Below are 25,462 nucleotides of genomic sequence, written 5' to 3'. Positions count from 1 at the left end.
ATGTGATATCTAGAACACAGTCACCGAGCAAAACTCAGGACGCATTGATGAAACGTCATTCTTCACTACTTCTCGCTATGGCTATTCTCGGCCTTGCAGGCTGCGCTACGTCGCCTGCCCCGGCATTGATCGAGCGGGACCCTGTGGATGGTCTGATCGCAAGCAATGCGGCCGTCGCGACTCAGGCCTTGCGAGAGCTGTCCGAGGCCTCCGGCTCTTCTCGTGTTGTTGCGGCTCAAAAGCCGACGCGCGAAGTGAGCGCGCCCGCCCCGCAACCCACACAGGTCAACCCTCCGCGGGCATTGAGCATGGCTGCCCGCGGCAGCGCAATTGCCGTTGATGCTGATGCGCCGAGAGCACCCGCATTTCAATACACACCTCAAGTTGGGCAGTCCATCATTGCAGGTTCATCTGGCGTGGTCGCTTCGGGTGGCCTTCTGTCCGTCCCGCCTGCAGGACTTGAACGACTCATTACGGTTCGATGGACCGGAGAGTTGGAACAGTTGCTGAGTCGCGTTGCCCAAGAGGCTGGCTGGCAGATGGGTGCGGCGACTGGCTTCCGCGTCGTGCCAGTCGTTATCAGTATCAGCGCAGACAACCGCTCCGCTTTCGACCTGCTCCGAGACATTGGGGCGATTGCTGGGACGTCGGCGGACATTCTGGTGTCGGAATCGAATCGGACTATCAGCGTCCGTTACCTCCAGCGCTGAGGCCTAGAGCATGAATTTTCGCCTGAACCACCACCTTGCGTGCGCAGCACTGACCATGATCGTGGCAGTGTCGGCCCAAGCGCAGGCGGCATCAAAGCCTCCGATGGGCCTGGACGAGATCCTTCGCGAGAATCCCGCATCCCCAGAAGCCGCAGGGATGCCATCGATTCGGTTCAACGCTATCCGCGAAACAGCGGTCACATTTGGAGCACAGGCTGGTCTTGCGCGCCGCTCCTATGAGAACCTTGCCAGGCTGGATCGTCAGGCGCATCAGCTAGACGTTATTTACAACTTTCAGGCTCTACTCATGGAGGGTAATGTCGTCCCTCCCGTGTTGTCGGAAACTTCTGACGTCTACGATCAGAGTAACGACGACTTGCTGCGTGTAATCGGCAAAGTGTTTCGCATCGAGCAGCAGGCCCGTTTTTCGTACGCCCCACCCACTTGGCGCGCCTATCTGATGATGGGCTACGAGTTCGACAAGAACGTGGTTGCCGCAGTCTCGCCTCAGAACGATCAAGAGCGAAACCTGTGGAAGACGGCCGTTGAAGAGGGGTTCAAGCTAGGCAGCGATCAGGCAGACAGCATCCTGAAAGAGAACTTCGCCCGCTTGCAGCGCGATTTCCTTGGAATGGTGAAATACCACCAAATGCTGGAGGCGGGCATGGTGACCAAACCATATGTTGCCTCGACTCGCCAGGGTGTCATTCGTGCAGACGATGGATCGATGCATGTTGGAGAAGTTTTCCTTCGCATCACCGCATCCCCGGACTTTGTTGGGGACCCGACAAAGTGGAACGGCAATGCCCGCAGCGGCACAGCCGACCGACTTCGGAGCGCAGCCGACCCTGAACTGGCTGCGCGCATGCTGAAAGAGGCGCAAGCTTCCGGCATGGTCAAGGACAAAGGTCGATGAGCTCCCTCTTCAGCAACCCCTGGCCCGGTTACATCCCTGAGTTCGGCTTTCCCGATGAGCCCCGTTCCTTTCAGAAGGAAGACTTCGACAACTTGCTCATTCACGCAACGAGAAAGGGGGCATCAGACATAACACTCCAGACTGAAGAGCCTGTCTTCGCTTACATCGACGGCAATAACATTCGCCTGACGAAGCGCTCGTTCAATAGCAACGAGATCGAGCTCATCACCAATTACATCTATGGATCCGCCGGCGTGTCACGGATCCGGAGTGGCGAGGATATCGACACCAGGCATCCTGTTGTGATCCGAACGCCTGGTGTCAATGGCTCAACCCCGAAGGTCGAGAAGATGGGCTTCCGGGTGAATATCACCGGCTGTTGGGCCCGCGGTGACGAGAATGGCATGCAGATCACATGCCGGAGCATCAAGTCGACCCCCATGCGACTGTCCGAGATGGGCATCGAAGAAGGTATCGTTGAAAGCTTCTTCCCCGAGCAGGGGATGGTTTGCGTTGTCGGCCCGACAGGGTCTGGCAAGTCCACCCTCCTGGCTGGCGGAATGCGCAAGATCATCGAGGATCCGGATTCGCACAAGAAAATCATTACCCTCGAAGCGCCGATTGAGTTCACCTACGACGACATCGACCGCGCCACAACTATCGTTAGTCAACACGAGATCCCTCGCCATCTAAAGTCTTTTGCACGCGGTGTCCGAAACACTCTTCGTCGCGCTCCAAAGATCATTCTGGTCGGCGAGACCCGTGATGGCGAAACCGTAAGCGCTTCGCTCGAAGCATCGCAGACAGGTCACACGGTATACACAACGGTACATGCCGACTCGGTGGCACAGACGATCTCCCGTCTGGCCAACATGTTCCCTCCATCTGAGCGGATGACAAAGGTCTTCGAGCTCTCGGAGGCCTTGCGCATGATTGTTGTCCAGCGCCTGGTTCCGCGGGCCGACGGCAAGGGACGAGTCGCCTTGCGCGAGTTTCTACCTTTCGACCAGACCGTGCGGGATCATCTTCGGGTGGTTTCATCGCTTCGTGAAGCAGTTCACGTTGTGTCGAAGCTAGTTGAGAAGCGTGGCCAGACCATGCTGAGCGCCGCCCAGCGAGCGTTCGATGCCGGACACATTTCGGCCGACTACATGAGCATCTTCGAACGTGAGTCGCGGTCCGACCTAATTGAAGATATCGGATTCGGAGGAGATTGATCGATGAAGGGCTTCAAGATTCTTCAGGGGTTCTGGAGGGAGTCCGCTCGCGCAGCTCGGCTCTTCTTCATGAGCGCATACGTTGCAGTCCCTTTGATGCTGTTTTTGCTGCATATCCGTTGGTGGACGCTTGGCGTTTTGGTATCCACGATTGCCGTGATGACGGTAATCGAGAACTTTGGATACTCGCCGCCGGTGGCATTGCTGGCGGTTCGAGCATGGATCGCAGGCAAGCAGGTGAAGCGACGCAAGTCGATGTTCAGCAAACGACTGGACAACTGAACACCAATGGTGTATCATATATGCTATGCACGGCTAGAGTGCCACGTTCACGGAGATTCAACATGAGCAAGAAGACAGATACCGCAGCCAAGGCACAGGGCCAAATCTTCGTCGGCTGCGACGATGGGAATGCTGCAACCGACCTCGTTATCATGGATCCGGGTCAAGCGCCTCGCACCTTCGTCATGCCGAGCCGTGCTCGATCTGGCATCCAAGGCACGACGGTGATCGGCGGCGACGCTACGGAAGGCTCGGTAATTCCTTGCTATGACACGGCTGGCGTGCAGTTCACCGTGGGCGACCTGGCCGATGCAGAGTCAGCTCGCTTCGACGACTATCCGACGTCGCCGATGAATCGCGTCATCATTCACCATGCTCTTCGCACGGCTGGCCTGGGCGGAAAGGAAGTGGTCATCGCTACTGGCCTACCGCTGGGCTGGTATTACAAGGGTGGCGAGCCGAATCAAGTCCTGATTGACCGCAAGAAGCAGTCCCTCGAGGTAGCTGTTCGCGCTATGGACGACAGCGACACCGCGATCATTGTGCGTCACGAGGTCTATCCTGAAGGCTTGGCCGCATGGGTGGACTACGCTGTCGATGACAAGGGTAACCTGCGAGCTGATCCCAATGAGACCGTCGCGATCATCGACATTGGTGGTCGCACCACCGACTCGGCAGTTGTTCTGCCGGGACGGCGCATCGATCACGCGCGATGCGGTTCGGCCGATATCGGCGTCCTGGATGTCGTGGGGGACGTCGCCGTTGCCCTGCAAGCTCGTTTCGGCGTTGACATCCCCAGCGCCATGGTCGAGAAGGCATTGCGCGACCGCCAGATCAAGGTGTACGGCAAGATGCATGACATCGGCGCTGAGATCGATGCAGCCGTCGGGCGCGGCACTGACACTGTGCTTCGCGAGGTGAGTCGTCGCCTGGGCAAGTCACCCGATGTGGACCGATTCCTGCTGGTTGGCGGCGGTGCCTACCTGTTCAAGGACGTAGCCAAGAGCTACCCGAACGTGTCGATTCCCGCTCAGCCGGAGTTGGCCAACGCTCGTGGCTTCGCAAAATTCCTGAGCCTGTAAGGGATAGGTGATGGGGGTCACGATTGTTCCTCTTCGCTTGAGTGACGAAGTCCCCTTTGAGCAGCGGCTGCTAGACGCGTACAACCAGACCCCGCGCAATCGCAAGGGGCTGTTCCTGCGGCAACTCTTGGAGCTTGGGATGGCTGCACTGGATGCACAGCAGGCGGGCATTTCCAGGATTGCTCCGGCAGTCCGTGATTTGTCTCCTGCACCAATGGAGAACAAGGTCGCGTCCATCGCGCGATCACCGGCAGCACCAGCACCACCAGCACCGGCGTCTTCAGGCCAGCCTGAAGTTGGCAGTGATGGCGAAGGCGATGAGATCGCAGTCCCAATTAAGGCGGCAGGAGTCCTTAAGGACTTCTTCACAACAGGCAAGTCAAGCAAGAACTGAAACGAGAGCAGCTTCAATGAACCAGCGAACTACCCCCCGTCTCAGCGCAATCGCGCTGCAGGTCAGCCTGGCAGTTGCCATGCTTGGTCAGCATTGCATGGCGCACGCTGGCTTTCTCTTTGAAAGCTCGCCGCCTGTGGCTGCCAAGCCAGCCCAGGCGCAGCCGATTTCGTCCGTTTCCAAGTACGCGGACGCTCAATCGCAGCAATCAGCTGTCGCTGGCGGTCGGAATGTCGACACCTCAGCCAAGGTGGATAGGCTGGCTCGAATGAATCGTCAGCGCATTGACCTCGAGTCGAAGTTGACCTCTCGAATCACGCAGTCCGGAGAGCTGCCTTCTGAGCTTCCAGCCATCAAGGGTATGGGTCGCAATGTGACCCTGGAAGACGCACTTCGCCAGATTCTTCCCACCGGATGGGGCGCCTATTCTGACCAGGACCTGGAGCTCGATCAGATAGTGAGTTGGAGTGGCAATCGCACATGGCCGATGGTTCTCCACGGCCTGCTGGCAGATCGCGACATGCGAGCTCACGTCGACTGGAAGACTCACGAAGTGATGTTCTTTGCCCCGGCGCCGAAAGAAGAAGTAACCCAGCCACTGGTTGCAGGTCCCGGCAAGGGTGTTGAGGTTCGAGCGACCTCTGAAGCGCCTAAGGCTGACGCCACGAAGGCCGCCAATGTTGCAGCAGCAACCGCTGTTGCGGCCTCTGTTGAGCCATCGAAGGTTCCGGAAGCCAAGAAGGAGGTGGTCTGGGTCTTGTCGACAGAGCACACGCTGCGTGAAAACCTGCGTCGCTGGGCAAACGCAGCCGGTTGGAACTTGCTCTGGAATGCAGTGAATGGGGACAGCGTGATCGACTACCCAGTCGATGCCAAGGTTGAGTTTTCAGGTGAACTGCTGGGCTCTGCCGGAGCTATGGCCAAGGTCATCACTGCCTACAGCGATGCCGACTTTCCTTTGCAGATCGAGTTCTTCCGCGGCAATCGCGTCGTTGAAGTTCGACTTCACCAGGTTCCAGACGTCAAGCCGGCCGGATTCGAGAAACAAGTTGTGACGCCTGCCCGAGGTCCCGCAAGTGCGATTGGCGACATGGCGACGGTCAAGAACTCTAGCGCGCACTAAGCGCTGCATCGAACTGGAGTAATGATGAATCTTTTTACCAAGCTTTCGATCATCGCCTTTGTCGCCAGCACGCTCGGCGGCTGCGCAGTGGTGGATCACACCATTGCCAAGTACGAAGGCCAGGCGAAAGCCTCCGACGTCAATCGGCAATTCGATGCCGTCGTTCAGCCGGTAGCAAGTCAGCGCGTAATCGAGTCCGATGGCATCTGGGTCAACAAGCGATCCGTTTCACTGAAGGAAGCACAGCTGCCGGCCGTCTTTCGTTCAGCGCTGAGCATCGGATTCGAGACGCGTTCGAGCCTCCGCGATGTCACCAACATGGTGTCCCGAGAAACCGGCCTTCGCTTTTCGTTTGCTCCCGACGTCCTGAAGGATGTCGAAGAAAAAATTCTGAATGCGGGTTTCCGCAGCGAAGGAGATCTCCGCCAGGTGCTCAATCTGCTGACCGCTCAGCAGAACATGAGCTGGAAGTACCGTGGTGGGTCGGTCGAAATTTATCGATTTGATACCCAGGTGTTCCAGATTGCTGTTCTGCCCGGGACGACGGACATGAGCGCCCAGGTCGGGAATCGGAACAGCACTGGTGGTTCCGGGGGGGCGGCTGGCGGTTCTACGGGAGCAACCTCATCCGCTTCTGCTGGCCAGGATCTGAAGTACGCGGTCAAACTCGACTTCTGGAAGGGCCTCCAAAACGACATCAAGAACCTGATGTCGCGTGATGGCAAGGACGGATCGTTCACCGTTTCGGAATCGACGCAATCGATCACAGTCACTGGAACCCCATCAACCTTGGCTGCTGTTGAAAGCTACGTCAAGGACCTCAATGCAACTCGTACACGTCAAGTTGCGCTTGAAATCCGGGCCTATACCGTCGACACGACAAGCGGACGTGACTTCGGTATGAAGTGGGATCTGGCTTTCACAAAGATGGCCAAGGACCTTGGAATCACCTCGGCGCTACCGGGTGGCACCAACACAGCTGCTGGCACGCTGACTGCAGTGTTGGGTAAGGGCTCCACTAGCCCGTTCGCCGGCACTCAACTCATGCTGAATGCACTCAGCACATTGGGCAACACCAATGTGGCCGTCGAAAGTTCGCAAATGGTGCTGTCGGGCGAGGCAGTTCCTGTGAACTCAATGCGCGAGGTCAACTACCTCAGCGAAGTCACGACCAGCTCGGTTCCGAACGCCGGCACGCAGACCTCACTGAAGCAGTCCACCGTCACTGAAGGCTTCTCAATGACCGTGTTGCCCATCGTCCTGAGCGGCGACGGCATCCTGCTGAAGGGTGTCCTGGACGTCAGTTCCATCGACCGAATCGAGGAAGCATCATCGGGCGGCCAGACCATCCGCACGCCACAGCGCTCGAGTCGCTCTCTACCGATGAGTGTTCATTTGCGATCTGGCGAAACCTACATCTACGGGTTGCGTGAAGCCTTGGCAAACTTTCAGGATTCTGGAAACACCGGGACTGCGCTCATCAACACGTTGACAGGCGGTCAGCACAGCTCGAAAGAGTCTCGCAAGACAATTTTCGTGACAGTCACGCCGCACATCGTGAACCCCGTTCGCTAAGCCAGGCCGACAACAGTATGGCAACCGTTGACATCGCCAATCTCACCAAGCCAGTCGCAATTGCACTGGATTGGCGCGCCCTGAAGGGCGCCACGTCGGAGCGAAAGGAAATCGACGCCCTGGCAAAGTCTGAGGGCGTGAAGTTTGGCTGCGTCATTTCCGATGACGAAGCTGGCGTCACCATTGTGGGACTGAGCCATGAAAAGGCTGAGGGCGCCACATGTGGTGCGGCATGGCTTGCCGCTGCGTGTGGCCGCAGTGCTGTGATTCTGGTTGAGCCGCTGGATGACTCCAGGCTCTGGATTTGCGCCGTGCGGGCTGGACTACCGGTCCAGAACATGGATGTCGTCATCGACATACAGGATCTCCATTCGCGCCTGCAGGACTTTCAGCTGCAGAGTCCAGATGCCAAGATTTACTCGACTCTGGAGAACCTGGAGGTTACATATGAGCGAGTCTCACCGCAGTCGTTTGCGGAGCTGGTTGCGAACACTCCAGCACCCAAAATCGAGCGAATTGCGGGCTTCAACCCTCTACTGGTAGCGCTTGTCGCTATGGCTGTTCTGGCTATGGCAGCCTGGTACGGGTTTGACGCGTACAGCACGATGCAAGCTCGAGAGAAGGCAAAGATCAAGCTGGCAAAGCTGAACAGCGATCAAGAACGCAAGACCGCTGAATCCGTGGCAAAGGCCCATCAAGAGTATGTTGCGGCGGCCGAGGTGATGCTTCGCAATGTCGTGCTGGATCAGCCGGCACTGGACAGCGTAGTCGGTACCATTTTTGCCGCAGTCGAGTCTAAGCCTCTGACTATGGCTGGCTGGTCTCTGGTCAGCTTTGATTGCGACGCGCGCGCCTGCCGCCTGCACTGGAAGCGCGGACAGGGTTCAACAATGTTGACCTTCATGACGGCAGCAGAAGGAAATGGCTGGGTTATTGGAAACATTGCCGGCAACGATGCCGTCACAAACCACGCCCTGGACGTCGAATCTCGATCCGCGAGTATTGACCAGCTAGATGAAAGTGCTCCATTCCTGGCGGCATTTGAGTCAAAGCTGCAGGAGGCCTCGCCTTTGGGGTTGCGCTACGAGGTGTTCAAGCCTGAGCCATTGGAAAAATTGATGCCAGCAACGAAGCCGGTCGGCGGAAAGGCTGGACTTCCTGCAGAGCCAGGCCAGGCGCTTCCATACAAGGTTGGTACCGCAACAGTTCGCGGAACCAAGTTGTTCGAACTGCGCGAACTGCCGAACTATGTGACTCATCCTGGGCTGTCTATCAAGCGCGTCAGCGTTGACGTCAAGTCTGGAGAATGGACTATGGAGATGAACTATGCAACACGCTAAGCCGATCATGAAGGCTGTCGCCGTTACCATCCTTACTTTGTCGGCAACTGCCTCCTTCGCGCTCTTGCCACCATCGGGTGCATCAGCCCCAACGGCCGAAGTGCCCAAGACAGTAAATGCTGCAGCCGTAAAGGCTGTTGCAATCGGCAAGCCTGCCGCAGTTGAACAGGGGACCCTGCGGGAACTCGAATCGCTTCAGCGTCTCGCAGCTCTTGCCGAGTTGCGCAAAAAGGTCGCCGAGGCCACACCGACGATCCAGGCACAACAGACCCCGAACCTGTCGACGGCCACGCCTGTTCTGACTGCTACGCCGACGTTGGCCCACACTGGAAATGCCCGTGGAAACAGCAAGGGCAATAAGGCTACTCTGTCGACGCAACCGCAGTCTGCGCCACCCCTATTTGCTTCGCCCCCCATGCATGAGCCTGTTGTTCCCCCGACGGCCAAGGTCCTCAAGGTGATCCTGGTGGCTGGACGAGCGAGGGCCGATTTGATTTCCGATGGCAAGATCACGACCGTGAAGCAAGGCGACCAACTCGGGCGCTGGACAGTGGCCGAAATCTCACCGGAAGGTGTGACAGTGCACAGGCGGTTGACGCCGCTTCAAATCATGCAACCCATCGTGACAACGGAGCTTGGGGCATCGCGCTCACCCGAAGCGGTCGCGGCTGCATCCGTGCCACAACCGGCGCCCACAGCCAGCGCCTCAATGCAAGCCGCTCGTTCAGCCTCATTGCTGGATCAAGGAATCGAGGGCGTTTCAGATGCAGCCATGGGAGCGATGCCTTCTGGGATCGTGCAAGTGCAGACTCGCCGCGACTACGAAACCTACAAGCTCATTAAGGCAACGGATGCCGACTTGCAGGTATCCAGTGCAAATACACCTCGCCAGTCCAGCCTGCGTCCTGAAATCCCGCCACTACCGGCCGGGATCGCAAAGCCCGACAGTTCGTTCCAGCCCGCTGTTGCTCCGCCACTTCCTGGAAATGTCACCCCCTGACTGCCAGTCTGCAGCACTTTAGACGGCCTTTGGGCCGTCTTTCGTTGGCGATTTCTAGACAATGAACAGCGTATGTGATATGCTATAGACAACATATCGAATTCGATGTGCAGCCAGTATGTGAGATGACACCACTTGATCTTTCAATTCACGCGCCACGCCATCGACGAGAGGTTACGCACCATTGCGAATACGTGGTTGTCTGGTCGACGAAGTTCGCTCGACCGGTGCTCGATGAGTACATTGAGGAAGTAGAGGATCTACTGAAGTCTGAGGCTGCATCAGGGCAGTTCGGACTCACTGAGTTGGTCGTCACTCCAAGTGCCGTTTCAATCCGTGTGACTGTTGACCCAACGGTAGGTATCCATCGAGCTGTGACTCGACTCAAGTCGGCATCTTCTTCGGCCCTTCGGGCGAGGCATTCAGCGCTTCGAAAGCGGATTCCCTCACTCTGGAACAGCAAGTACATGGTGACGACGGTGGGAACGATGCCAGCTGCCCTCTTGGTCACTGAGTTCCTCGAACAACAGCGCCGCGTCTAGGGCGCCAACAAGGACTATTGATGAGTTTGCTTTCCCTTTTGGGCATTGGCAAGCGCCCTAAGCCTGGGCCCAATGTGGGTATGCCAACTCGACGCAGCCCTAGCCCACAAGTTTCACCGCGTAGCGCATCTCAAGCTGTCCCACTTCGTCCCGCGCAGCAGCGAACGGCGACGCCGCCCCCAACCTACAAGTCCGCGTCGGACCTGCCGGCACACAAGTCGGTGGCATCCATCCGGGGTGGTAGTGTTGAGCTATCCCAGTCAATGCGGCAGCACATCTTCGTCCTAGAGCTTGCGACGCCAGAGAACGCCTTTCTGATCGGCGCAACGAGAGAGCATTACGGTAGTGCCGCTTTCAAGAGCATCCAAGAGCGGATCTCCGACTTGGGTGGATCTGTTCGGCAGGCGGGGATTGCCGACGGGGCCCTCATCAACAGAATCAATCGTGAAGAGTCAGAAGAGTCTTCCGGCAGTGAGGATGTCAAGCCAATCATGCGCGACATCGAGAAGCTCGTCTTCGATGCAATGGAAGAGCGGGTCTCCGACATCCATATCGAGACGCGCGGCTCTGGCGCAATGGTTCGGTTTCGCATCAACGGCCGTCTCCGAAAGCACAGCGATTCCTGGACCGCCGACTACGTGATGACCCTCGCTCGCGCGCTCCACACGATGGCGGATGAGGAGTCAAAGTCGCCGACTTTCAATACCGACGCGCAGCTTTCAGTGACCCGCGAGCTCCCCAATGGCGCCAAGGTGAAGCTGCGTGCTCAACTTTCTCCGGCTTACCCGGATGGCGCGATTGACATCGTGATCCGTGTACTGATGGTTGATGCGAAGGCTCAGGTCCGATCTCTTGCCGATCTTGGCTATTCCTCCGATCACATTGCCATGCTGGAGTACATGCGCGCCTCGCCACATGGCCTGATCGTTATCGCAGGTGAAACCGGCTCGGGAAAAACTACGACCTTGCAAACGATCATGCACATGATCCGGTCGACCGATCACGGACTGAAGTTGATTTCAATCGAAGATCCTCCAGAGTACGTGCTTGAAGGTGTGACGCAGATTCCTGTTGCGCGCCGCCGTGATAAGCCAGACGAGAACCCATTCGTGGCGCCAATGCGCAACACTATGCGGATGGATCCGGACGTCATCATGCTGGGTGAGATCCGTGATTCGATTACCGCAGATCTGATGACTGGTATGGTTACATCAGGGCACAAGGCGCTGACCACTATCCATACCGAGTCTGCACTTGGCATTATCGGCCGCCTTCGAAATATGGGCGTGGACCCGGATGTCCTTGGCGCCCGCGGGTTCCTATCGGGCCTCGTCTTCCAGACACTAGTGCCAACTCTTTGCCCGCATTGCAAGGTCGAGTTTGAGTCGAGGCCCGACCTCGTTGCTGGCCCCTTGGGAGATCGCGTTCGGCACGTTGCAAAGCCTGGTGACACGCTCTTTGTTGAGTCGGAAACAGGCTGCAAGCACTGCAAATTTACTGGCATCGTCGGTCGAACCGTTTGCGCCGAAATGGTGGTCCCAGACAACGTGATCCGCGAGGCGATAATGGCTGGCGACATGCGAAAGGCACGTGAACATTGGCGTGGTCTGCGTGACCTGGACGACCAAGATTCCATGTTGGGTGCCACCGCCTTGGATCACGCAATCCAGAAAATGCGCCGCGGTGATGTCTCGCCGATATCTGTCGAGAGCAGCCTTGGACTGTTGCACGACTTTACGCGAAGCGACATCAACACAAGAACCGGCGCATCGCTCGGACTCGCGGGTTAAGGAAGCAACATGGTACGTAAGCAGCACCGCGGCCGCACCTCGTCAATCGAGGACAAGTGGATCACTTTCCAGTTTCGAAGTTCAGGCATCCAGCGGGCTCGCTTTTTCGAGATGATGAGCTCGCTTATCAAGGACGGAAAAGCGCTGGACGCTTCACTGCGCGAGCTTGCGTCGCGATACCAGAAGAAGAAGCGCCCCAACGCATCGATCATGCGCTCTCTCGTCAGTTCACTCGACGAAGGCAAACCTTTCGCCGACGCTATCAAAAATTACGTCTCAGACACTGAGTTCATCATCCTCTCGTCAGGTGAGAAGTCTGGCGATCTAGGTGTGGCCTTTGAGCAAGCAGCAGTCGTTGCTCGAGCTGGCGTCGATATCACCAAAGCTGTTCGAAATGAGCTCGCGACGCCAGTCCTTCAGATAGTCGTGCTACTGGTCATACTGGTCGGTTTCTCGACTTCCGTTGCTCCAGGCCTGGCTAAGTCGGTGCCTAAATGGGCCCTTGACGACAGCCAGAGGATGCTCTTTGGACTGGCTGATGTTGTTGCACGCACATGGTTCATCGGCGTGCCGGTTCTGATCGGGCTTATATGGGCGGCCTTGTGGAGCATGCCGCGCTACACGGGGCCTGCACGCAAGATTCTGGACAAGTTGCCACCTTGGTCTGTTTATCGAACCTACAGCGGATCGACGTTCATGATTTCATTGGCCGCGCTCATCCGCGCAGGCGTCTCAATCGAGACAGCCATCCGGTTTATCAGCGGCAAGTCAATGCCATGGATGAAGGAGCATCTGGCGGTAATGATTGGTCGCCTTCGGTCTGGTGCAGATCAGGGTGAGTCGCTGGATGTCGGTCTGCTGACGGATGACCTCGCGGACACCGTGGCCATCTATTCAAAGACGTCTGACTTCGAGAAGGCAATGAGTTCACTCGGGCGAGAGGCCATCAAGGTTGGCATTGAAGACATCACCCGCAAGGCAGGCTTTGGCAAGACTGTCGCCACACTTCTGATGGGCTTGTTCGTCGCATGGATGTTCGATGCCATGATGGGCATTAGCGATGCCGCCCAGCGCGCAAACAATCAGCAGAAGACCACGATCAGTCAGCCAAGACGGTAACCATTCCCGACGCGGTCTGTCTTAGCTTTACCTCCAGGCGTCACCAATCACACGCATTATCAGTTGTCAAAGCACTGCGCATGTGATATGCTGTACGCTACTGTTCTTTCCATCCTCCATCATTTCAGGAGATACCATGCGCTCGAATATCACCCGTAAGCAACGCGGCTTCACCCTGGTCGAGTTGGCAGTCGTCGTCGCCATCATCGTGGCCGCTGCTGCAGGCATCATTGCGCGACGCAACGCGACCAATCAGACCGCGATGATCCAAACCGAGTCGGGCAACCTCACCGCCATCTTGGGGAAAGTGAACTCGACGTTTGCTGGTCGGTCCAACTATTCGGGCGTCAACACGGCACTTCTTTTGTCGCAAGGCGCCTTCCCGACCTCGATGGTGGATGGCGCCAATGTAGTCAACATCTGGCAAGGTGCGGTGACGGTCGCCGCTGGCGCCGGCAACACGTCGGTAGACATCACGTACAACGGTGTCCCGTCCTCGGCCTGTATCGAACTGGTAGCGAACACATCGCGAAGCTACAACGAAGTCACGATCAACTCAACCAAGACCAAGAACGGCGCCCCCCAAGCTGACTTGGACACGGCGAAGACGGCCTGCGAAGCCAGCGCCTCTGCATCTATCGTCTTCAACGCCAACTAAGTTGGGCTGAAGGCGCCAGCGATTGGCCGCTATTGCTGCGGTTTTGAGTCTATCGCCCGATCTGTCGGGCGATCTTTTTGGGGTGAGTGATTGATGCCTGAGGCTGTCAGCGAAGTCAGCGATGCTGGTCTCACGTTTCGCGATGTGACCGATTGGTACATCCCGGAAGATGATGGACTGGACGTACTGGTGTACCCAGGCGCAATCAAGGCAGATGGCGGCCTTCGCGCCACAGCGCATAAGCTGCGAGATGACGCAGTTTGGCGCCACAGCCAGGACACCTCAAATCCCAGAGATTGGAAGGCAGAGTACGAAGGTCTGACCTTCCGCGTGCACCGCCAATCCACCGTTGGTGGGACTCTCTATATTTTCCGAAAGATGTCTACCGAGCTTCCTGTGTTGGGCAAGCTAGGCATTCCACCGGAGCTGGTTCGAATTCTGTCCTGGCAAAACTTCGGAGACAGCGGTGGCTTGGTCATCGTTTCGGGCGGGCCTGGGCAAGGAAAGAGCACGACCAATGCCGCGATACTCGTGGAGCGCGTTCGTCGATTCGGGTACTTTTGCCTGACGGTAGAAGATCCTCCAGAGTTTGCGATGCACGGTGAGTATCCGAGTCGCGAGAACCGAATCGGACAGGTCATCCAGGTTCCGGCTAAGTCGGAAAGCTTCGCGCACGAACTCAAGGATGCCCTGCGCTGCTATCCCTCCAATATGCGTGGCTCCATGTTGATGGTCGGTGAGGTTCGTGATGGACAAGCTGCCGGTCACGTGCTCCGCGCAGCGGTGAACGGCCAGTTGGTGTTCACCACCCTGCATGCCGGGGACCCCATTGCAGCACTGGAACGAATGCTTGCACTGGCCAAGGACTCAATGGGTCAAGAGGAGGCGTGCTCCCTTTTGGCGCACTCGCTGAGAGCTGTGATCCATCAAAAGCTGCAAGGCGGCAAGCTGTCGGTCTCGTCTTTGCTGTCGATGCGCGCTAACTCAAGCGTTGCCGCCAACATTCGTCGTGGCGCTTTGCCGCAGCTCAGTACTGAGCTCGATCAGCAGAAGACGCTATTGGCTCGGGGTAACGATTCCCTCATCAATTCCCTCTTGGAAAAGAACCGCACAGGAGCAATCACGTGACCACCGCAAAGAAACGGATATTGGTTGTCGATGACAGCCAAAGCATGCGTGCAGCTGCGAAGACTGCACTGGCCGCCGACTACGACGTGATGTATTGCGAAGACGGGCTCGAAGCGGTTTCCACGATTGCGGCGTTCAAGCCAGATCTGGTCTTCGTCGATATCACGATGCCAAACCTTGATGGGTACGAGACGGTTGCCCTGATTCGCCTAAATGAAGCCTTCAAGGAAACTCCCATATTGATGATGTCGTCCAAAGGAGGTGTTTTCGACCTCGCGCGAGGCCGCTTGCTCGGCTTCAACGGAGCTATCGTCAAGCCCTTTCAGGCGCCGGATATGCGCAAGGTGGTCGAAGAACATCTTGGCCCTCTGGTGGTTCGATGATGCACTCGTCGTCACTGGTGGAATTGCAGAGGAATCTGATTGCGGCCGCTGCTCGGCCTGACGCCGCTCAGCCGGGTCCGATGTACATGCCTTTTGAGTCCGCAGGTCAGCTGTGGGTGGTGAAGTGCTCCGATGTTGCGCGCCTCGCGATTCCTTCTGAAGTCACATCTCTTCAGGGCTACGCCGGCTCACCGGACTGCGTCCTTGGCGTCATCTCTGCTGACGGAGAACTGCTCACTGTTGTCGATGTGAGCCTTCTCTTCGGCGCAGCGGCCACTGTCCGAAGCCTGAAATCGCGTTTGATCGTGTGTGCTGATGGGTCCCTCAAGGGCATCGCTCTGATGGTTGACCGTGTTCGTGATCGAGTCGAATCGTTGGATGACCTGGCTGGCGCGACGCTGCTTGATCCTGAAAGCTTGTATGCAAGGCTCAGCAAGAAGGCTGGGCGACATGGAGAAAATATATGAGCAAACGTCGTATTCAGGTGGCATCGTTCTCTATGGGAGATGTCGCCCGAGGGGATCTAGCCTCTATTGCCTGTGGCGTCCTGCTGTTCGCAGTTTCCGCAATCCTGGCCGTCGCCTCCAACACAAATGCGCGCGCGACCGCAGCTTCCGCCGGCGCTGCCCGCCTCCTGCACGCCAGCTCGTCTCAGGTTCTGCAAGGGGCCCAAAGTTTCGGCAGCGGTGGCGCGCCTAGACTCGGTATTGCAACCACGTCCTCTTCGCAGGTGACTGCAGCCTTCAAGGATTTGGCGGGTAGCGCAGACTCAGTATTGGCTCTTCCGTCGATCAAGACGCCGGCAGCAGAGGCTTATGCGGCGTGGGGAAATCTTCGAGGCACCATGTCAGCGGTGGGTCAAGGGGCTGCATCGGCCGCCGAGCTAAGCGATGCGCTGGGACGCAGTGGACAGGCCATCCACAGCCTTACGAAGAAGATCGAGGCGAGCGGTAAGCAGTCAGGATCGATGGCACGTGCATATGAGTCCGTGAATCGACTCCTGGTCATCGCTGAAACCGGATTTGGCCTCGCCTCCGTGCAGCGTGTAGGGTACGACTTACAGGTCCTTGCGGCCGACCTCGGCTCTACGGAACTGCGGCAAGAAATTGCATTCATCGAGCCGCTGGCTGCTCTTACCAAGGCTGCATCTGCTATCAAGGTCAGTAGGGACCAGCTGGCACCAATCTCGGAAGCAGCGATTTCAGCAAAGGCAGCTGCAGACAATTTGGCAAACGCTGCCTCTCAGTCCGGCGGTAGTGCTGCATTGGGCGGCGCAGCTGCTCTATTGGCGCTTATCGGGGTGGTAGCTGTCATCCTTGGACTGCGCGGCGCGCTTTCTGAGTTTTCCCGTCGCTATGCGCGGGCTACACAGCAGTTCAGGTCATCTGAGCAAGCCAGAATTGATCTCGCCCAATCCCTCCGCTCCCTACAGGATGGTTCACTCAGTGATGAAATCGAGATTCCTCAATCATCGCCCGAGATGGCAGAGCTGGCCCGCCTAGTTAATTCTGTGATCGGTCGTGTCCGCTTGTCTATCGAGCAAGTTGAGTCATCACTCCAGGATGGAGTCGCGAACAACGCTGAGATTGTGGAAATCGCCGCTGCGCTGCGTCAGCAAGTGGCCAATGCATCTGGCGAGCTGATTGCCGATGTCAAATCTCTGGATGGCTGCGCTCGGTCAGCTACTTCGATCTCCTTCGATGCGGAGTCGCTGGTCAATGCTGCAGGAGAGGCCTCTACACAGTCAGCTGACGCCACCCGTGTTGCTCAAGATGCCGCATCCAGGCTCGATTCGATGCGCGACGGCCTGCAAGACACGGCCAAGCGCGTAAAGCGCCTGGGTGAGCGCGCTCTCGAAATTTCGACCGTAGTTGAGGGTCTGGAGGCTTTGTCTGAACAGATCGGCGTTCTGGCATTGAACGCCGAACTGGAAGCAGAGCGAGCTGGCGATGCAGGGGTTGGCTTTCGGACTGTTGCGCGCGAAGTGAAGGCTTTGGCGCGCCGGGCTGAATCGTCTCTATTGGCGATTTCCGGGCTGGTTCAGGGCGTTCAGGCGGATGCAAGATCCGCTGCTGAGTCTGTCGAACGTTCGACCGGCCAAGTGGTTGCCGGCGCCAATGTCGGTGCGGTTTCCCAGGCCTTGCTGAGCGTTCTCGCTCCGCTGGCCGAGACCATCGGCGCTATGGCCAGGGAGATTCAAGTCCGTGCCAAGGCAACTGCCGAGGCTTCTCGACAATCCTCAGCATCCGCGAATGGCCTGCAACGCGGACTGGATGAAGTGATTGCGCGTGCTGATCGCTTGCAGCGCCCGACCGCGGCCAGCCGTGAATCAATGCAGCAGGCTTTGCGCTCGATCACGGGAATGAAGTCCTCTGCCGAAGCCATCTAAGGGACATGAATGCAAGCGATGACCGCCCCTAATGCCGCAGCACGACTGCACTCGCTGACGATCATCTCCACAGCGATCCTTGGCGTCCTCAAGCAGATGGCTGGCGGCATGAATGCCTTCGCCGATGCGCCGAAGTCGAACGCTATCTCCATGAAACTGGAGAAGCTGGCTAAGGCAGCCGCCTTCACAGGGCTCTGGGGCGTTGGCAATTTCCTGAGCGCGCTACGAGAGCTATCTGCTGGCATTGAGGCAATCCCGCCGAGCACCGTCAATCGGAACGAACACCTCGAACGCGTGAAAACGCTTTCCGATGGCATTGCTGCCTTGGGCGGGTACCTTCGCGATCTGTCCTACGGCAACGTGGTTTCATACAGCGCACTCAATGAGCAGTTCGGACGCGTTGTCCGCAAGGCGCGCCCCCAGTTGCTCGAGGTCTCGCCCAGCGAGATTGAGCCCTTCCTCTTCATGCCGGCGCCGCCGTCACTTGAAGTTGAAGCATTCTGGGAGCCTGAGCAAGGAGCTTCGAATGACGCCCTGCGCCTCGCGATTGCCGACATCCTGAATGCCAAGGCCATGACTCCAGGCCTGGCGGCGTCGCTAGCCTCGGTGAATCCATACCGGACCCTTTCAGGCCTCTTCGACGCAATGGCGTGTGAGGCAGGCTTTGTAGGGGCTATGAAGACTGGCTCAGACGTGATCCATGAACTGGAACGGATCGATAGCCTGCTGGTCGATGGCCTTCCCTCACAACTGCCGGCGCCGGACGGCTTCCTATTCTCCAGGGTGCTCTTTGCAGTCGCTCAGTCAGACGCATCCGATGAAGCCACGGCCAAGGTTCGCCGCCGCTATTCGCTCATGAAACCGGGCGCCACCGATGTCTCGATGCATGACGTAGCCAAGAAGTTCAGTGAGGGCATGCGTCGTTTTCAGGAGTCGTTCACACAGGCAACCATTACTCGCACGCCAGTAGTAGTCGCCAAGTTGGCGAAGTCTGTTGCCGGCGACAGCCATAGGCTGGACAGCGAACCATTCACGAAGTTCGCTATGCTCATGATGGAGGTCACTCAGGGCTGGACGACAGGTGAAGTTCGGCAGTCGGATTGGGTACTCGGTTCGGCCGTGCTTCTACTGATGACCGAATCTGCAAAGACCTGGGGGAATGCCGACGCTCAGTCACAGCTCTCGGCTCAGGCCGATCAGATGGTTGAGGACGGCCAAATCCATGTTTGCCCAAGTCTTCAGGCCTCGGTGCGAGCTGCTGCTGTCCAGAAGACCAGCGAAGTTATCGCAGCATCCTTCAAAAAACTCAATTTGAGCATCGAAAGCGCGTTGCGTGCAGTCGGCAATGAAGACATCCCCGAGTCGAACGCCGCACGCATTGCGGATGTGGCCGGCGCGCCTCTCACAAAATACCTGAATACCATTTCGGGTGTCGTGATGTGCTGGAACCTACCTCGTGCCGGCGCCTTCGCGGCTGCTGTGGCGGTTCAGGCTTCTTCTCCTGAGTCCTGGGGCACTCGGGCGGCCAGGTCGATGTTGTTCGACAACCTGACCCGAGTGAATCTCTTCATGGCACGACTGCGTCCTGGTAGCTTGCTGGATATTGAGCCCGACGAAGAGCGCGACCTGCGCGTTGAAACAAGCGCCCAAGTCATCCAGCTGTTCACCCGGGAAGAGGTCCATGCTCGGAAACCTGAGCCTGAAGAATCAGGTGATGATGTAGTGGATGAAGCCATTCTGGCCACGGGGCCTGTCGAGGCCGAAGTTCCAAACGATGTCCAGGCCCCAGGGGAGGTCGTCGTCGACGAAGTTGCTGCGTCGGCTGAGGATACTCATCACAACCAGCTGGCCTTGGAGCAGGAAGTTTCTCCTGTCATCACGGACCCGGCTTTTCAGCCCTCCTTCGACATCGCCACCTTAGTTGCAGATGACCTCGATACGGGACTTTCTTCGGATTCGCCGACCATCGATCCTTTCGACATCGGCGAAGAGGCGTTTGGCTTCGACGCAATTCCCGTTGTGGTCGCCGATCTCCCGGCGCCAGAAGAGCTGCTCAACGAGTTCATTGGCGCCCAAGAAGGTCGACTTAACTCGCTCGACGGAGCGGACGACGAACTCCTGGCGATCATGTTCGATGAGTCCTGGGAGTGCATGGACGGCATCGAAAAGGCTTTCGCCGGCGTGCGAGCGCTAGATGACAGTGAGGAGCATGTTGCCGATGCACGACGCCTGATCCATACCTTAAAGGGCGTGTGCCGCACCTGCGGCCTCGATGCCGCCGGCGCAATCCTGCACGCTATGGAGGACCGACTCGACGCGATGCCCAACGACTCGGGCGTGATGGAGCCGGTACTTTCCGCCTTCGAAGGCGCCATGGAAGCTGTGCGCGAGCAGTTGGACCAGGAGCGTGCACGCCACCAGGCTGTAGGCGTTGGGTCGGCCGAAGTCATCCCTGACGCCGAAGTGAGCTTTGTCGTGGATCCCCATCCAGTCGAGGAACTTGCCGAGACTGTCGTCGAAGTCGAAATCAAGCATGTGGAAGAGTCTCCGCATTCCGCGGTGGTCGACCAGGTCGTAGCACAGCCTGAATCGAAGTCGCTGTCCATCTCTGAGCCGGCGCCGGCGACTCAGCGGCCGACGCAGGGGGCACGCCTTGGTCAGCAATCCGGCACCGTTCGGATTCCCATTTCGTTGGCCGATAAGGTCGGCAGGACATCCAGTCAGGTCATGGCTGGTTCTCGCCAGGCAATTGAAGAGCTGGACGCTATTGCCCGCTCGGTTCGTGAACTCGAGGAGAATCTTCGTCGCCTGGGCCCTGACCTTCGGCAACTGGAAATCATGGCTGCTTCGAGCATTGCTTCAGCAAGCTCGGGGGGAGCAACGTCCGGATTCGATCCACTGGAGTTGGATCGCTATACGGAGCTGCAGGAAGTGGCCCGCCGGCTGACTGAAGCTTATGGCGATGCCATGAGCTCAGCAGGGCTGGTTGCGGAGGATCTGCGCCGCGCAAGCACAAGTGAAGCGGACCGAGCGCTGATCTCCGATGAGCTGCAGCGCGGCTCCTCTGAATTGCTGCTGGCTCCGGTCTTGACTCAACAGTCTCGCCTTGAGCGAGTTGTCGCCAAGGCCTGTGCCGACACCGGCAAGACCGCCAACTTGTCTGTGGACTCGGCCGCTCGGGTCCCAACGGCCGCCATGGACAAGCTAATGCCTGTCTTTGAGCATTTGCTCCGGAACTCGGTTGCCCACGGAATTGAGTCCAGAGATACGCGCGAGGCATCTGGAAAGCAGGTGGCCGGCATGTTGACGATTTCAGTTCCTGTCAGTGAGACCAGCGAAGGCGGTGTCGTGCGTATCTCGATCCGCGATGATGGCGCGGGGATCGATTTGGCGCGTGTGCAGGAATTCGCTGAGCGCCGCGGTCTCGTGGCGCCTGGTGCCAAGTTGTCTGACGATGCGATTCGCGAGCTGCTTTTTGCCTCGGGTTTTTCTACGGCCGACCATGTGAGTGAATTGTCAGGTCGTGGCGTGGGCCTGGACGTGGTTCGGGCCACGGTATCGTCCTTGGGTGGCGTTGTGACGGTCTCATCGACACCTGGACAAGGTACGGAGTTCATCCTGGCGCTGCCAACTGACTCGGATACCATGGCCGTTATTCCGGTCACCTCGGCCGGCTTCAAGTGCCTGCTTCCTCTCACCCTGGTTCGCAGAATCGTGCCCATTTCCGCAGGCGCAGAAGTTCAAGTCGACCTGTCATCTCGCAAGGCGACCGTGGGCGGTGTTGAGTACGAACTGGTCGATCTCTCCAAGCGCGTACCATCTGGGCGCACTGCAGCCCGTTCCGGCCGCGGAGTCTTGGTGCTCATGAAGGTGTCGAACGTGGTCAAGGCTGTCTTAGTAGACGCTGTGGCGAATCAGACCAGGGTGCCTGTGAAACCTCTGGGCCCCTTCGTGCGAGACATACCAGGGATGATTGCCGGCACGACACTACCAAATGGCGCAGTCGGCTTGATCGTGAACCCGTTGGCACTGGACGAGCTCAACTCGACCAACCAAGAGGCCAAATTCAGCCAGTCGACTCGGCGTGTGATGGTTGTCGATGACTCGTCGACTGTGCGCCTTGTAACTACCAGGTTCCTAAAACGTTGCGGGTACTCGGCCGAAGCTGCACGCGATGGAATTGAGGCCTTGCAGATGCTTGCGAAGGGGTCCAGGCCCGATGTCTTCCTGTTCGACTTGGAAATGCCCGGGATGGGCGGTTTCGAGTTGATTGCTGAGGTTCGCCGCATCGAGCGGTTTGCGTCGACGCCAATCGTGGTGATTACCTCACGCACTGCGGAAAAGCACCGTGAGCGCGCGATAGAACTCGGGGCTTCTGCATACCTTGCAAAACCTTACGAGGAAACTCAGCTACTCGACGTCATCTCGGGGTTGGTGGCTGCCGAAGCGCACTGAGGGGACGACAACACCTCTACTGGCCGCATGGGCTGCTCTGATTCACAATTGCACCCATGGGAGATCAATCCGTATGAGGGTATTAGTTGTTGAAGATGAGCCAGCCCTGGCGGAATCCATCGCTGGGATACTCTCCACAGCGAACATGATTCCGACGCTGGCCGGGAATGGTGTGCACGCTCTGGCGATGATTGAGCAGTCGCGCCGCTTGAAGCGTGCCTACGACGCCATCCTACTGGACCTGTCGCTGCCGGGAATGGACGGGATGGATGTCTTGAAGGCCGTGCGCAAAGCCGGCGACCAAACGCCTGTCCTGATCCTGACAGCGCGCCGAACTCTTGCCGACCGCGTTGACGGCCTAGAAACTGGTGCTGACGACTATCTGGCCAAGCCATTTGAGACCGTTGAGCTGCTGGCCAGACTCCGAGCTATCACTCGCCGCAGAATTTCTGAGGCCGAGTCCATCAAACCGAGTTGCGGGAATCTCTCGCTTGATGCTGGCAAAGGCTACTTCACCGTAGAAGGGGCAGTTCTTACATTGCCGCCCAAGCAGCATGCCATTCTGGAGGCCCTGTTCCGCCGCAGGAATCAGCCGGTGAACAAGGATTTCCTCATGAACATGGATGACGAGGGTTCCAGCTTCGAGTCTGTCCACACTCAGATTTCACGGCTGCGCAAGCGCTTGCAGGACGCGGGCTGCACTGCTGAGATTTCCACTCAGCATGGGTTTGGATACATGCTCGAGCATCTCCAGAAGTAGCCCCGCGGCATGGCAACCGAGCCTGAGATCAATCTGGTCGAGAGCGGTCGAGAACGTCAGACCCAGCGGCTGCGCACAAAAGTCTATTGGTCACTGTTCGCCGTGGCCATGCTCGCAGCTGCGCCTGGATTGCTGCTGGCCCACGGGGCCGCCCAGAACGTGCTGGTGATCGGCGCTCTTTTTCTATGTCTGTTTGTTGCCGCGCGCGTTACAGGAACGCTGATGGCCCCCATCGAAGTCCTAAAGCGGCGCCTGGAGCTGCGTAACTATGGGGACGTCGAGGAAGACCACTATGACCAAGTTGAGCACTCAGATGTAGATCTGCTCTCCAACAGCTTTGAGTTCAGTGCCATGCTGGCATCCATTAGCCCGGCCCCGAAGCTGGACATGAACATGAATCTACCAGCAGAGCTCGTAGCGATTGAGCGCCAGGCGAGGGCGGGGCGTGTATCTGAAATCGCCGTTGAGAGTGTCAGGCGGGATCTCTTCCGGCACCTATCGCACCAACTGAAGAGTCCTCTTGCGATGATTAAGTCTCACGCCGAGAAAGCAGGAAATTCTGTCCCAGAACAAGGTGGAGAAATCGCCAGGCGCGAGCTGCAGTCCATTGCGTCGCTTTGCATGAACACGTCGTCCCTCATCGAGCAGATGCTTGCCTTGGGCTATGTCGGCGCGGTCGAAGAAAAGGGAATTGGGAATCAAAGGGCAAATCTAAGCACAGAGATCATGACACTCGTTCGGCATCGAGAGCGGCTGGCCGCAGACAAACGCATCGTCCTAGATTGCAACGTCGAAGCAGGGCTCTGGGTTCGTGGCTTGAGCGCGCTACTGCAAGAGATGATCTCGTCATTGGTCGACAATGCAATCCGATATTCGCCCGAGGATTCAAAAATCCTGGTCCAAGCTGCGCGACTTCCAGGCACCAAGGTGATCTCAGTCATCATCCAGGACCAGGGGCCAGGCATCCCTGAGTCTGAGCGCGAGCGGGTGTTCGAACCCTTTTACGGCTCAATGGGCCTGGATGAGCGCGGGAACATGACGTTCGGAACCCGTCGGGATCGCACTCTTGGCGCGGGAGTCGACAAAACCTCACATGGCCTCGGACTAGCTCTCGTGAAGGCGGTGTCCAAACTGCACGGGGCAAGCCTCACCCTTGAATCCGGGCCTCAAGGTGTTGGTTTGCAGGCCCGCATCGTCATGACGAGCACGGAGCCGCCATCCAGAAGCGAGTAACTAGCCCAGGTACTGACAGCCAGGGTGTTTGGGATGTGGTTGTGTAGCCGTTGTGGATATGATATCCTATACGCTACGCATTTTTAGGCAACCACAATGAAGCACTCGATTCGAGCTCTCGGCCAGTCCATCGCTGTTTTGAGCGTATTGCTGTCTGCCGGCATTTCACAGGCCAGCGATTTGGCCAAGCTCGTCAAACCGCTGCCCCTACTGCCGGCCGCACCTTCAGCCCCGACCTCGCTGCCCGAGGTTTCGGCTGCCGAAAAGCAACGCGTGACTGACATCATGGGGAAGAAGCTTGGCATGACGCCGAGTCGCATTGAGTCATCGCCCATTGCAGGCTTCTACGAAGTTACGGTGTTGTCGAACATCTATTACGTGGACAGAGACGGCAAATGGCTATTCGATGGTCACCTCGTGGACATGGACACCAAGCGGTCGTTGACTGCCGCCAAAAAAGCTGATCTGGCGACCAAAGGCTTGCCTCCAATGGATTGGCGCTCGCTGAACCTGGCTGACGCTATCAAGACTACCCTGGGGCAGGCAACTCCCGGACGTGTCTTGGTAACCTTTGAAGATCCTAACTGCGGCTACTGCAAGAAGTTGCATCCCGAGCTGGCCAAGATTCAGAACCTGACGGTCTACACCTTCCCGGTGTCGGTCCTCGGCCCAGCTTCGGAGGCTAAGAACAATGATCTATGGTGTGCAAAGGATCGCGTTGCCGCCTGGACGACGGTGATGCAGGGTGGCGACGTTAAGGCCGACGGCGAATGCGACACCTCGGCAATCAAGCGCAATGGCCTCCTGGCTCAGCGTCTGGGTGTTTCCGGCACCCCAACCATCTTCCTGGCTGACGGATCCCGCGTTCCTGGCTACATCGATGCCGCCGCCATCGAGGCAAAACTGGCCCTCCAGAAGTAATCGAGAGCGGGAGGAGGACGGTGCTGCGCACTTCACGGGCGACCGCAATCTTACAGGGAGAGGCTCAGTCGAGCTTCCTCCCTTCAGCCTTTCCCGCTCCAACTCATCGTCAAGAGTCAGCCTTTGAAGGCCCCCTGGGAAGGGTTGCCCTTCAACTGGTAGTGGCGGTGATTTTCGGTGCCGTGATTGGGACTGGAGCTGCCATGTATGTCATGTATGTCTAAAATCAACTAACGGCCCTGCTAGCACTGATTGACAGAGTCGTGACAAAAGGACGGGGTGCTTAAACGACCATCGTCATCAACATTGGCGACCAAGAGCTCCTTAAAGGTTGAATTCCGGGACCAAAGCCATAGGGTCTAGACAACAAGACCCATTCGGAGCAGGCAGTCCAACTACCAAGTTCGCATGGACATCAGGTGGTAGGGCCGTTAATTGATTTTTT

At 57.8% G+C, this 25,462-nt stretch carries 22 protein-coding genes; all 22 read left to right on the top strand.

Annotation, left to right across the window (positions count from 1 at the left end):
* The first annotated feature begins 47 nt into the window (after positions 1–47).
* On the top strand, positions 48–710 hold the full coding sequence (locus WG898_RS18800) for a DotD/TraH family lipoprotein (RefSeq protein WP_339604313.1): 663 nt from the start codon (positions 48–50) through the stop codon (positions 708–710).
* A gap of 10 nt (positions 711–720) precedes the next feature.
* Entirely contained in the window at positions 721–1,626 is a 906-nt protein-coding gene (locus WG898_RS18795) for a type IV secretory system conjugative DNA transfer family protein (RefSeq protein ID WP_339604312.1), read from the top strand.
* Entirely contained in the window at positions 1,623–2,843 is a 1,221-nt protein-coding gene (locus tag WG898_RS18790; RefSeq protein ID WP_339604311.1) for a type IV pilus twitching motility protein PilT, read from the top strand. Before WG898_RS18795 ends, WG898_RS18790 begins: the two co-directional genes overlap by 4 nt.
* Positions 2,844–2,846: 3 nt before the next feature.
* Positions 2,847–3,125, top strand: coding sequence for an IcmT/TraK family protein (gene icmT / locus WG898_RS18785; RefSeq protein ID WP_339604310.1), 279 nt, complete (start codon positions 2,847–2,849; stop codon positions 3,123–3,125).
* A 62-nt stretch (positions 3,126–3,187) separates the two neighbouring features.
* A complete protein-coding gene (gene parM, locus WG898_RS18780; protein WP_339604309.1) occupies positions 3,188–4,207 on the top strand; it encodes a plasmid segregation protein ParM domain-containing protein in 1,020 nt (339 codons plus the stop codon).
* Positions 4,208–4,244: 37 nt separating this feature from the next.
* Positions 4,245–4,601 carry a hypothetical protein gene (locus tag WG898_RS18775; RefSeq protein WP_339604308.1) on the top strand — a complete coding sequence of 119 codons (357 nt, stop codon included), beginning with the start codon at positions 4,245–4,247 and terminating at the stop codon, positions 4,599–4,601.
* A 16-nt stretch (positions 4,602–4,617) separates the two neighbouring features.
* Positions 4,618–5,724: a TcpQ domain-containing protein gene (locus tag WG898_RS18770; RefSeq protein ID WP_339604307.1), complete on the top strand. Its 1,107-nt coding sequence runs from the start codon at positions 4,618–4,620 to the stop codon at positions 5,722–5,724.
* Between the two features lie 24 nt (positions 5,725–5,748).
* Complete coding sequence (locus WG898_RS18765; protein ID WP_339604306.1) at positions 5,749–7,299, top strand: type II secretion system protein GspD; 1,551 nt, start codon at positions 5,749–5,751, stop codon at positions 7,297–7,299.
* Between the two features lie 17 nt (positions 7,300–7,316).
* Positions 7,317–8,639: a type 4b pilus protein PilO2 gene (gene pilO2, locus WG898_RS18760; RefSeq protein ID WP_339604305.1), complete on the top strand. Its 1,323-nt coding sequence runs from the start codon at positions 7,317–7,319 to the stop codon at positions 8,637–8,639.
* Positions 8,626–9,639: a hypothetical protein gene (locus WG898_RS18755; RefSeq protein ID WP_339604304.1), complete on the top strand. Its 1,014-nt coding sequence runs from the start codon at positions 8,626–8,628 to the stop codon at positions 9,637–9,639. Before pilO2 ends, WG898_RS18755 begins: the two co-directional genes overlap by 14 nt.
* Positions 9,640–9,764: 125 nt before the next feature.
* Positions 9,765–10,181 (top strand): IS200/IS605 family transposase, encoded by a 417-nt coding sequence (gene tnpA, locus WG898_RS25315; protein ID WP_444718970.1) that lies wholly within the window; start codon positions 9,765–9,767, stop codon positions 10,179–10,181.
* 263 nt (positions 10,182–10,444) lie between these two features.
* Positions 10,445–11,971, top strand: a complete 1,527-nt coding sequence (locus WG898_RS18750) for a GspE/PulE family protein (protein WP_339604303.1) — start codon at positions 10,445–10,447, stop codon at positions 11,969–11,971.
* A 9-nt stretch (positions 11,972–11,980) separates the two neighbouring features.
* On the top strand, positions 11,981–13,090 hold the full coding sequence (locus WG898_RS18745; RefSeq protein WP_339604302.1) for a type II secretion system F family protein: 1,110 nt from the start codon (positions 11,981–11,983) through the stop codon (positions 13,088–13,090).
* A gap of 136 nt (positions 13,091–13,226) precedes the next feature.
* A complete protein-coding gene (locus WG898_RS18740; protein WP_339604301.1) occupies positions 13,227–13,748 on the top strand; it encodes a type 4 pilus major pilin in 522 nt (173 codons plus the stop codon).
* A 93-nt stretch (positions 13,749–13,841) separates the two neighbouring features.
* Positions 13,842–14,876 (top strand): ATPase, T2SS/T4P/T4SS family, encoded by a 1,035-nt coding sequence (locus tag WG898_RS18735; RefSeq protein WP_339604300.1) that lies wholly within the window; start codon positions 13,842–13,844, stop codon positions 14,874–14,876.
* A complete protein-coding gene (locus tag WG898_RS18730; RefSeq protein ID WP_339604299.1) occupies positions 14,873–15,259 on the top strand; it encodes a response regulator in 387 nt (128 codons plus the stop codon). Before WG898_RS18735 ends, WG898_RS18730 begins: the two co-directional genes overlap by 4 nt.
* Positions 15,256–15,726 carry a chemotaxis protein CheW gene (locus tag WG898_RS18725; RefSeq protein WP_339604298.1) on the top strand — a complete coding sequence of 157 codons (471 nt, stop codon included), beginning with the start codon at positions 15,256–15,258 and terminating at the stop codon, positions 15,724–15,726. The genes WG898_RS18730 and WG898_RS18725 overlap by 4 nt, the downstream gene beginning before the upstream one ends.
* A complete protein-coding gene (locus tag WG898_RS18720; protein ID WP_339604297.1) occupies positions 15,723–17,648 on the top strand; it encodes a methyl-accepting chemotaxis protein in 1,926 nt (641 codons plus the stop codon). The genes WG898_RS18725 and WG898_RS18720 overlap by 4 nt, the downstream gene beginning before the upstream one ends.
* Positions 17,649–17,657: 9 nt before the next feature.
* Complete coding sequence (locus WG898_RS18715) at positions 17,658–22,103, top strand: hybrid sensor histidine kinase/response regulator (RefSeq protein WP_339604296.1); 4,446 nt, start codon at positions 17,658–17,660, stop codon at positions 22,101–22,103.
* A gap of 73 nt (positions 22,104–22,176) precedes the next feature.
* A complete protein-coding gene (locus tag WG898_RS18710; RefSeq protein WP_339604295.1) occupies positions 22,177–22,863 on the top strand; it encodes a response regulator transcription factor in 687 nt (228 codons plus the stop codon).
* Positions 22,864–22,872: 9 nt separating this feature from the next.
* Complete coding sequence (locus WG898_RS18705) at positions 22,873–24,096, top strand: sensor histidine kinase (RefSeq protein ID WP_339604294.1); 1,224 nt, start codon at positions 22,873–22,875, stop codon at positions 24,094–24,096.
* Positions 24,097–24,192: 96 nt separating this feature from the next.
* Positions 24,193–25,017, top strand: a complete 825-nt coding sequence (locus WG898_RS18700) for a DsbC family protein (RefSeq protein WP_339604293.1) — start codon at positions 24,193–24,195, stop codon at positions 25,015–25,017.
* Positions 25,018–25,462: the final 445 nt, after the last annotated feature.

This window comes from Paucibacter soli (genome assembly GCF_037482845.1).
Lineage (GTDB): Bacteria > Pseudomonadota > Gammaproteobacteria > Burkholderiales > Burkholderiaceae_C > Paucibacter_B > Paucibacter_B soli.
Note: the sequence above shows the minus strand (reverse complement) of the source record. Positions and strands in the feature narration are given on the sequence as shown.

Coding starts and splice junctions, on each gene's coding strand:
- WG898_RS18800 (WP_339604313.1), top strand. CDS start 48: ATGAAACGTCATTCTTCACTACTTCTCGCTATGGCTATTCTCGGCCTT.
- WG898_RS18795 (WP_339604312.1), top strand. CDS start 721: ATGAATTTTCGCCTGAACCACCACCTTGCGTGCGCAGCACTGACCATG.
- WG898_RS18790 (WP_339604311.1), top strand. CDS start 1,623: ATGAGCTCCCTCTTCAGCAACCCCTGGCCCGGTTACATCCCTGAGTTC.
- icmT (WP_339604310.1), top strand. CDS start 2,847: ATGAAGGGCTTCAAGATTCTTCAGGGGTTCTGGAGGGAGTCCGCTCGC.
- parM (WP_339604309.1), top strand. CDS start 3,188: ATGAGCAAGAAGACAGATACCGCAGCCAAGGCACAGGGCCAAATCTTC.
- WG898_RS18770 (WP_339604307.1), top strand. CDS start 4,618: ATGAACCAGCGAACTACCCCCCGTCTCAGCGCAATCGCGCTGCAGGTC.
- WG898_RS18765 (WP_339604306.1), top strand. CDS start 5,749: ATGAATCTTTTTACCAAGCTTTCGATCATCGCCTTTGTCGCCAGCACG.
- pilO2 (WP_339604305.1), top strand. CDS start 7,317: ATGGCAACCGTTGACATCGCCAATCTCACCAAGCCAGTCGCAATTGCA.
- WG898_RS18755 (WP_339604304.1), top strand. CDS start 8,626: ATGCAACACGCTAAGCCGATCATGAAGGCTGTCGCCGTTACCATCCTT.
- tnpA (WP_444718970.1), top strand. CDS start 9,765: ATGACACCACTTGATCTTTCAATTCACGCGCCACGCCATCGACGAGAG.
- WG898_RS18750 (WP_339604303.1), top strand. CDS start 10,445: ATGCGGCAGCACATCTTCGTCCTAGAGCTTGCGACGCCAGAGAACGCC.
- WG898_RS18745 (WP_339604302.1), top strand. CDS start 11,981: ATGGTACGTAAGCAGCACCGCGGCCGCACCTCGTCAATCGAGGACAAG.
- WG898_RS18740 (WP_339604301.1), top strand. CDS start 13,227: ATGCGCTCGAATATCACCCGTAAGCAACGCGGCTTCACCCTGGTCGAG.
- WG898_RS18735 (WP_339604300.1), top strand. CDS start 13,842: ATGCCTGAGGCTGTCAGCGAAGTCAGCGATGCTGGTCTCACGTTTCGC.
- WG898_RS18725 (WP_339604298.1), top strand. CDS start 15,256: ATGATGCACTCGTCGTCACTGGTGGAATTGCAGAGGAATCTGATTGCG.
- WG898_RS18720 (WP_339604297.1), top strand. CDS start 15,723: ATGAGCAAACGTCGTATTCAGGTGGCATCGTTCTCTATGGGAGATGTC.
- WG898_RS18715 (WP_339604296.1), top strand. CDS start 17,658: ATGCAAGCGATGACCGCCCCTAATGCCGCAGCACGACTGCACTCGCTG.
- WG898_RS18710 (WP_339604295.1), top strand. CDS start 22,177: ATGAGGGTATTAGTTGTTGAAGATGAGCCAGCCCTGGCGGAATCCATC.
- WG898_RS18705 (WP_339604294.1), top strand. CDS start 22,873: ATGGCAACCGAGCCTGAGATCAATCTGGTCGAGAGCGGTCGAGAACGT.
- WG898_RS18700 (WP_339604293.1), top strand. CDS start 24,193: ATGAAGCACTCGATTCGAGCTCTCGGCCAGTCCATCGCTGTTTTGAGC.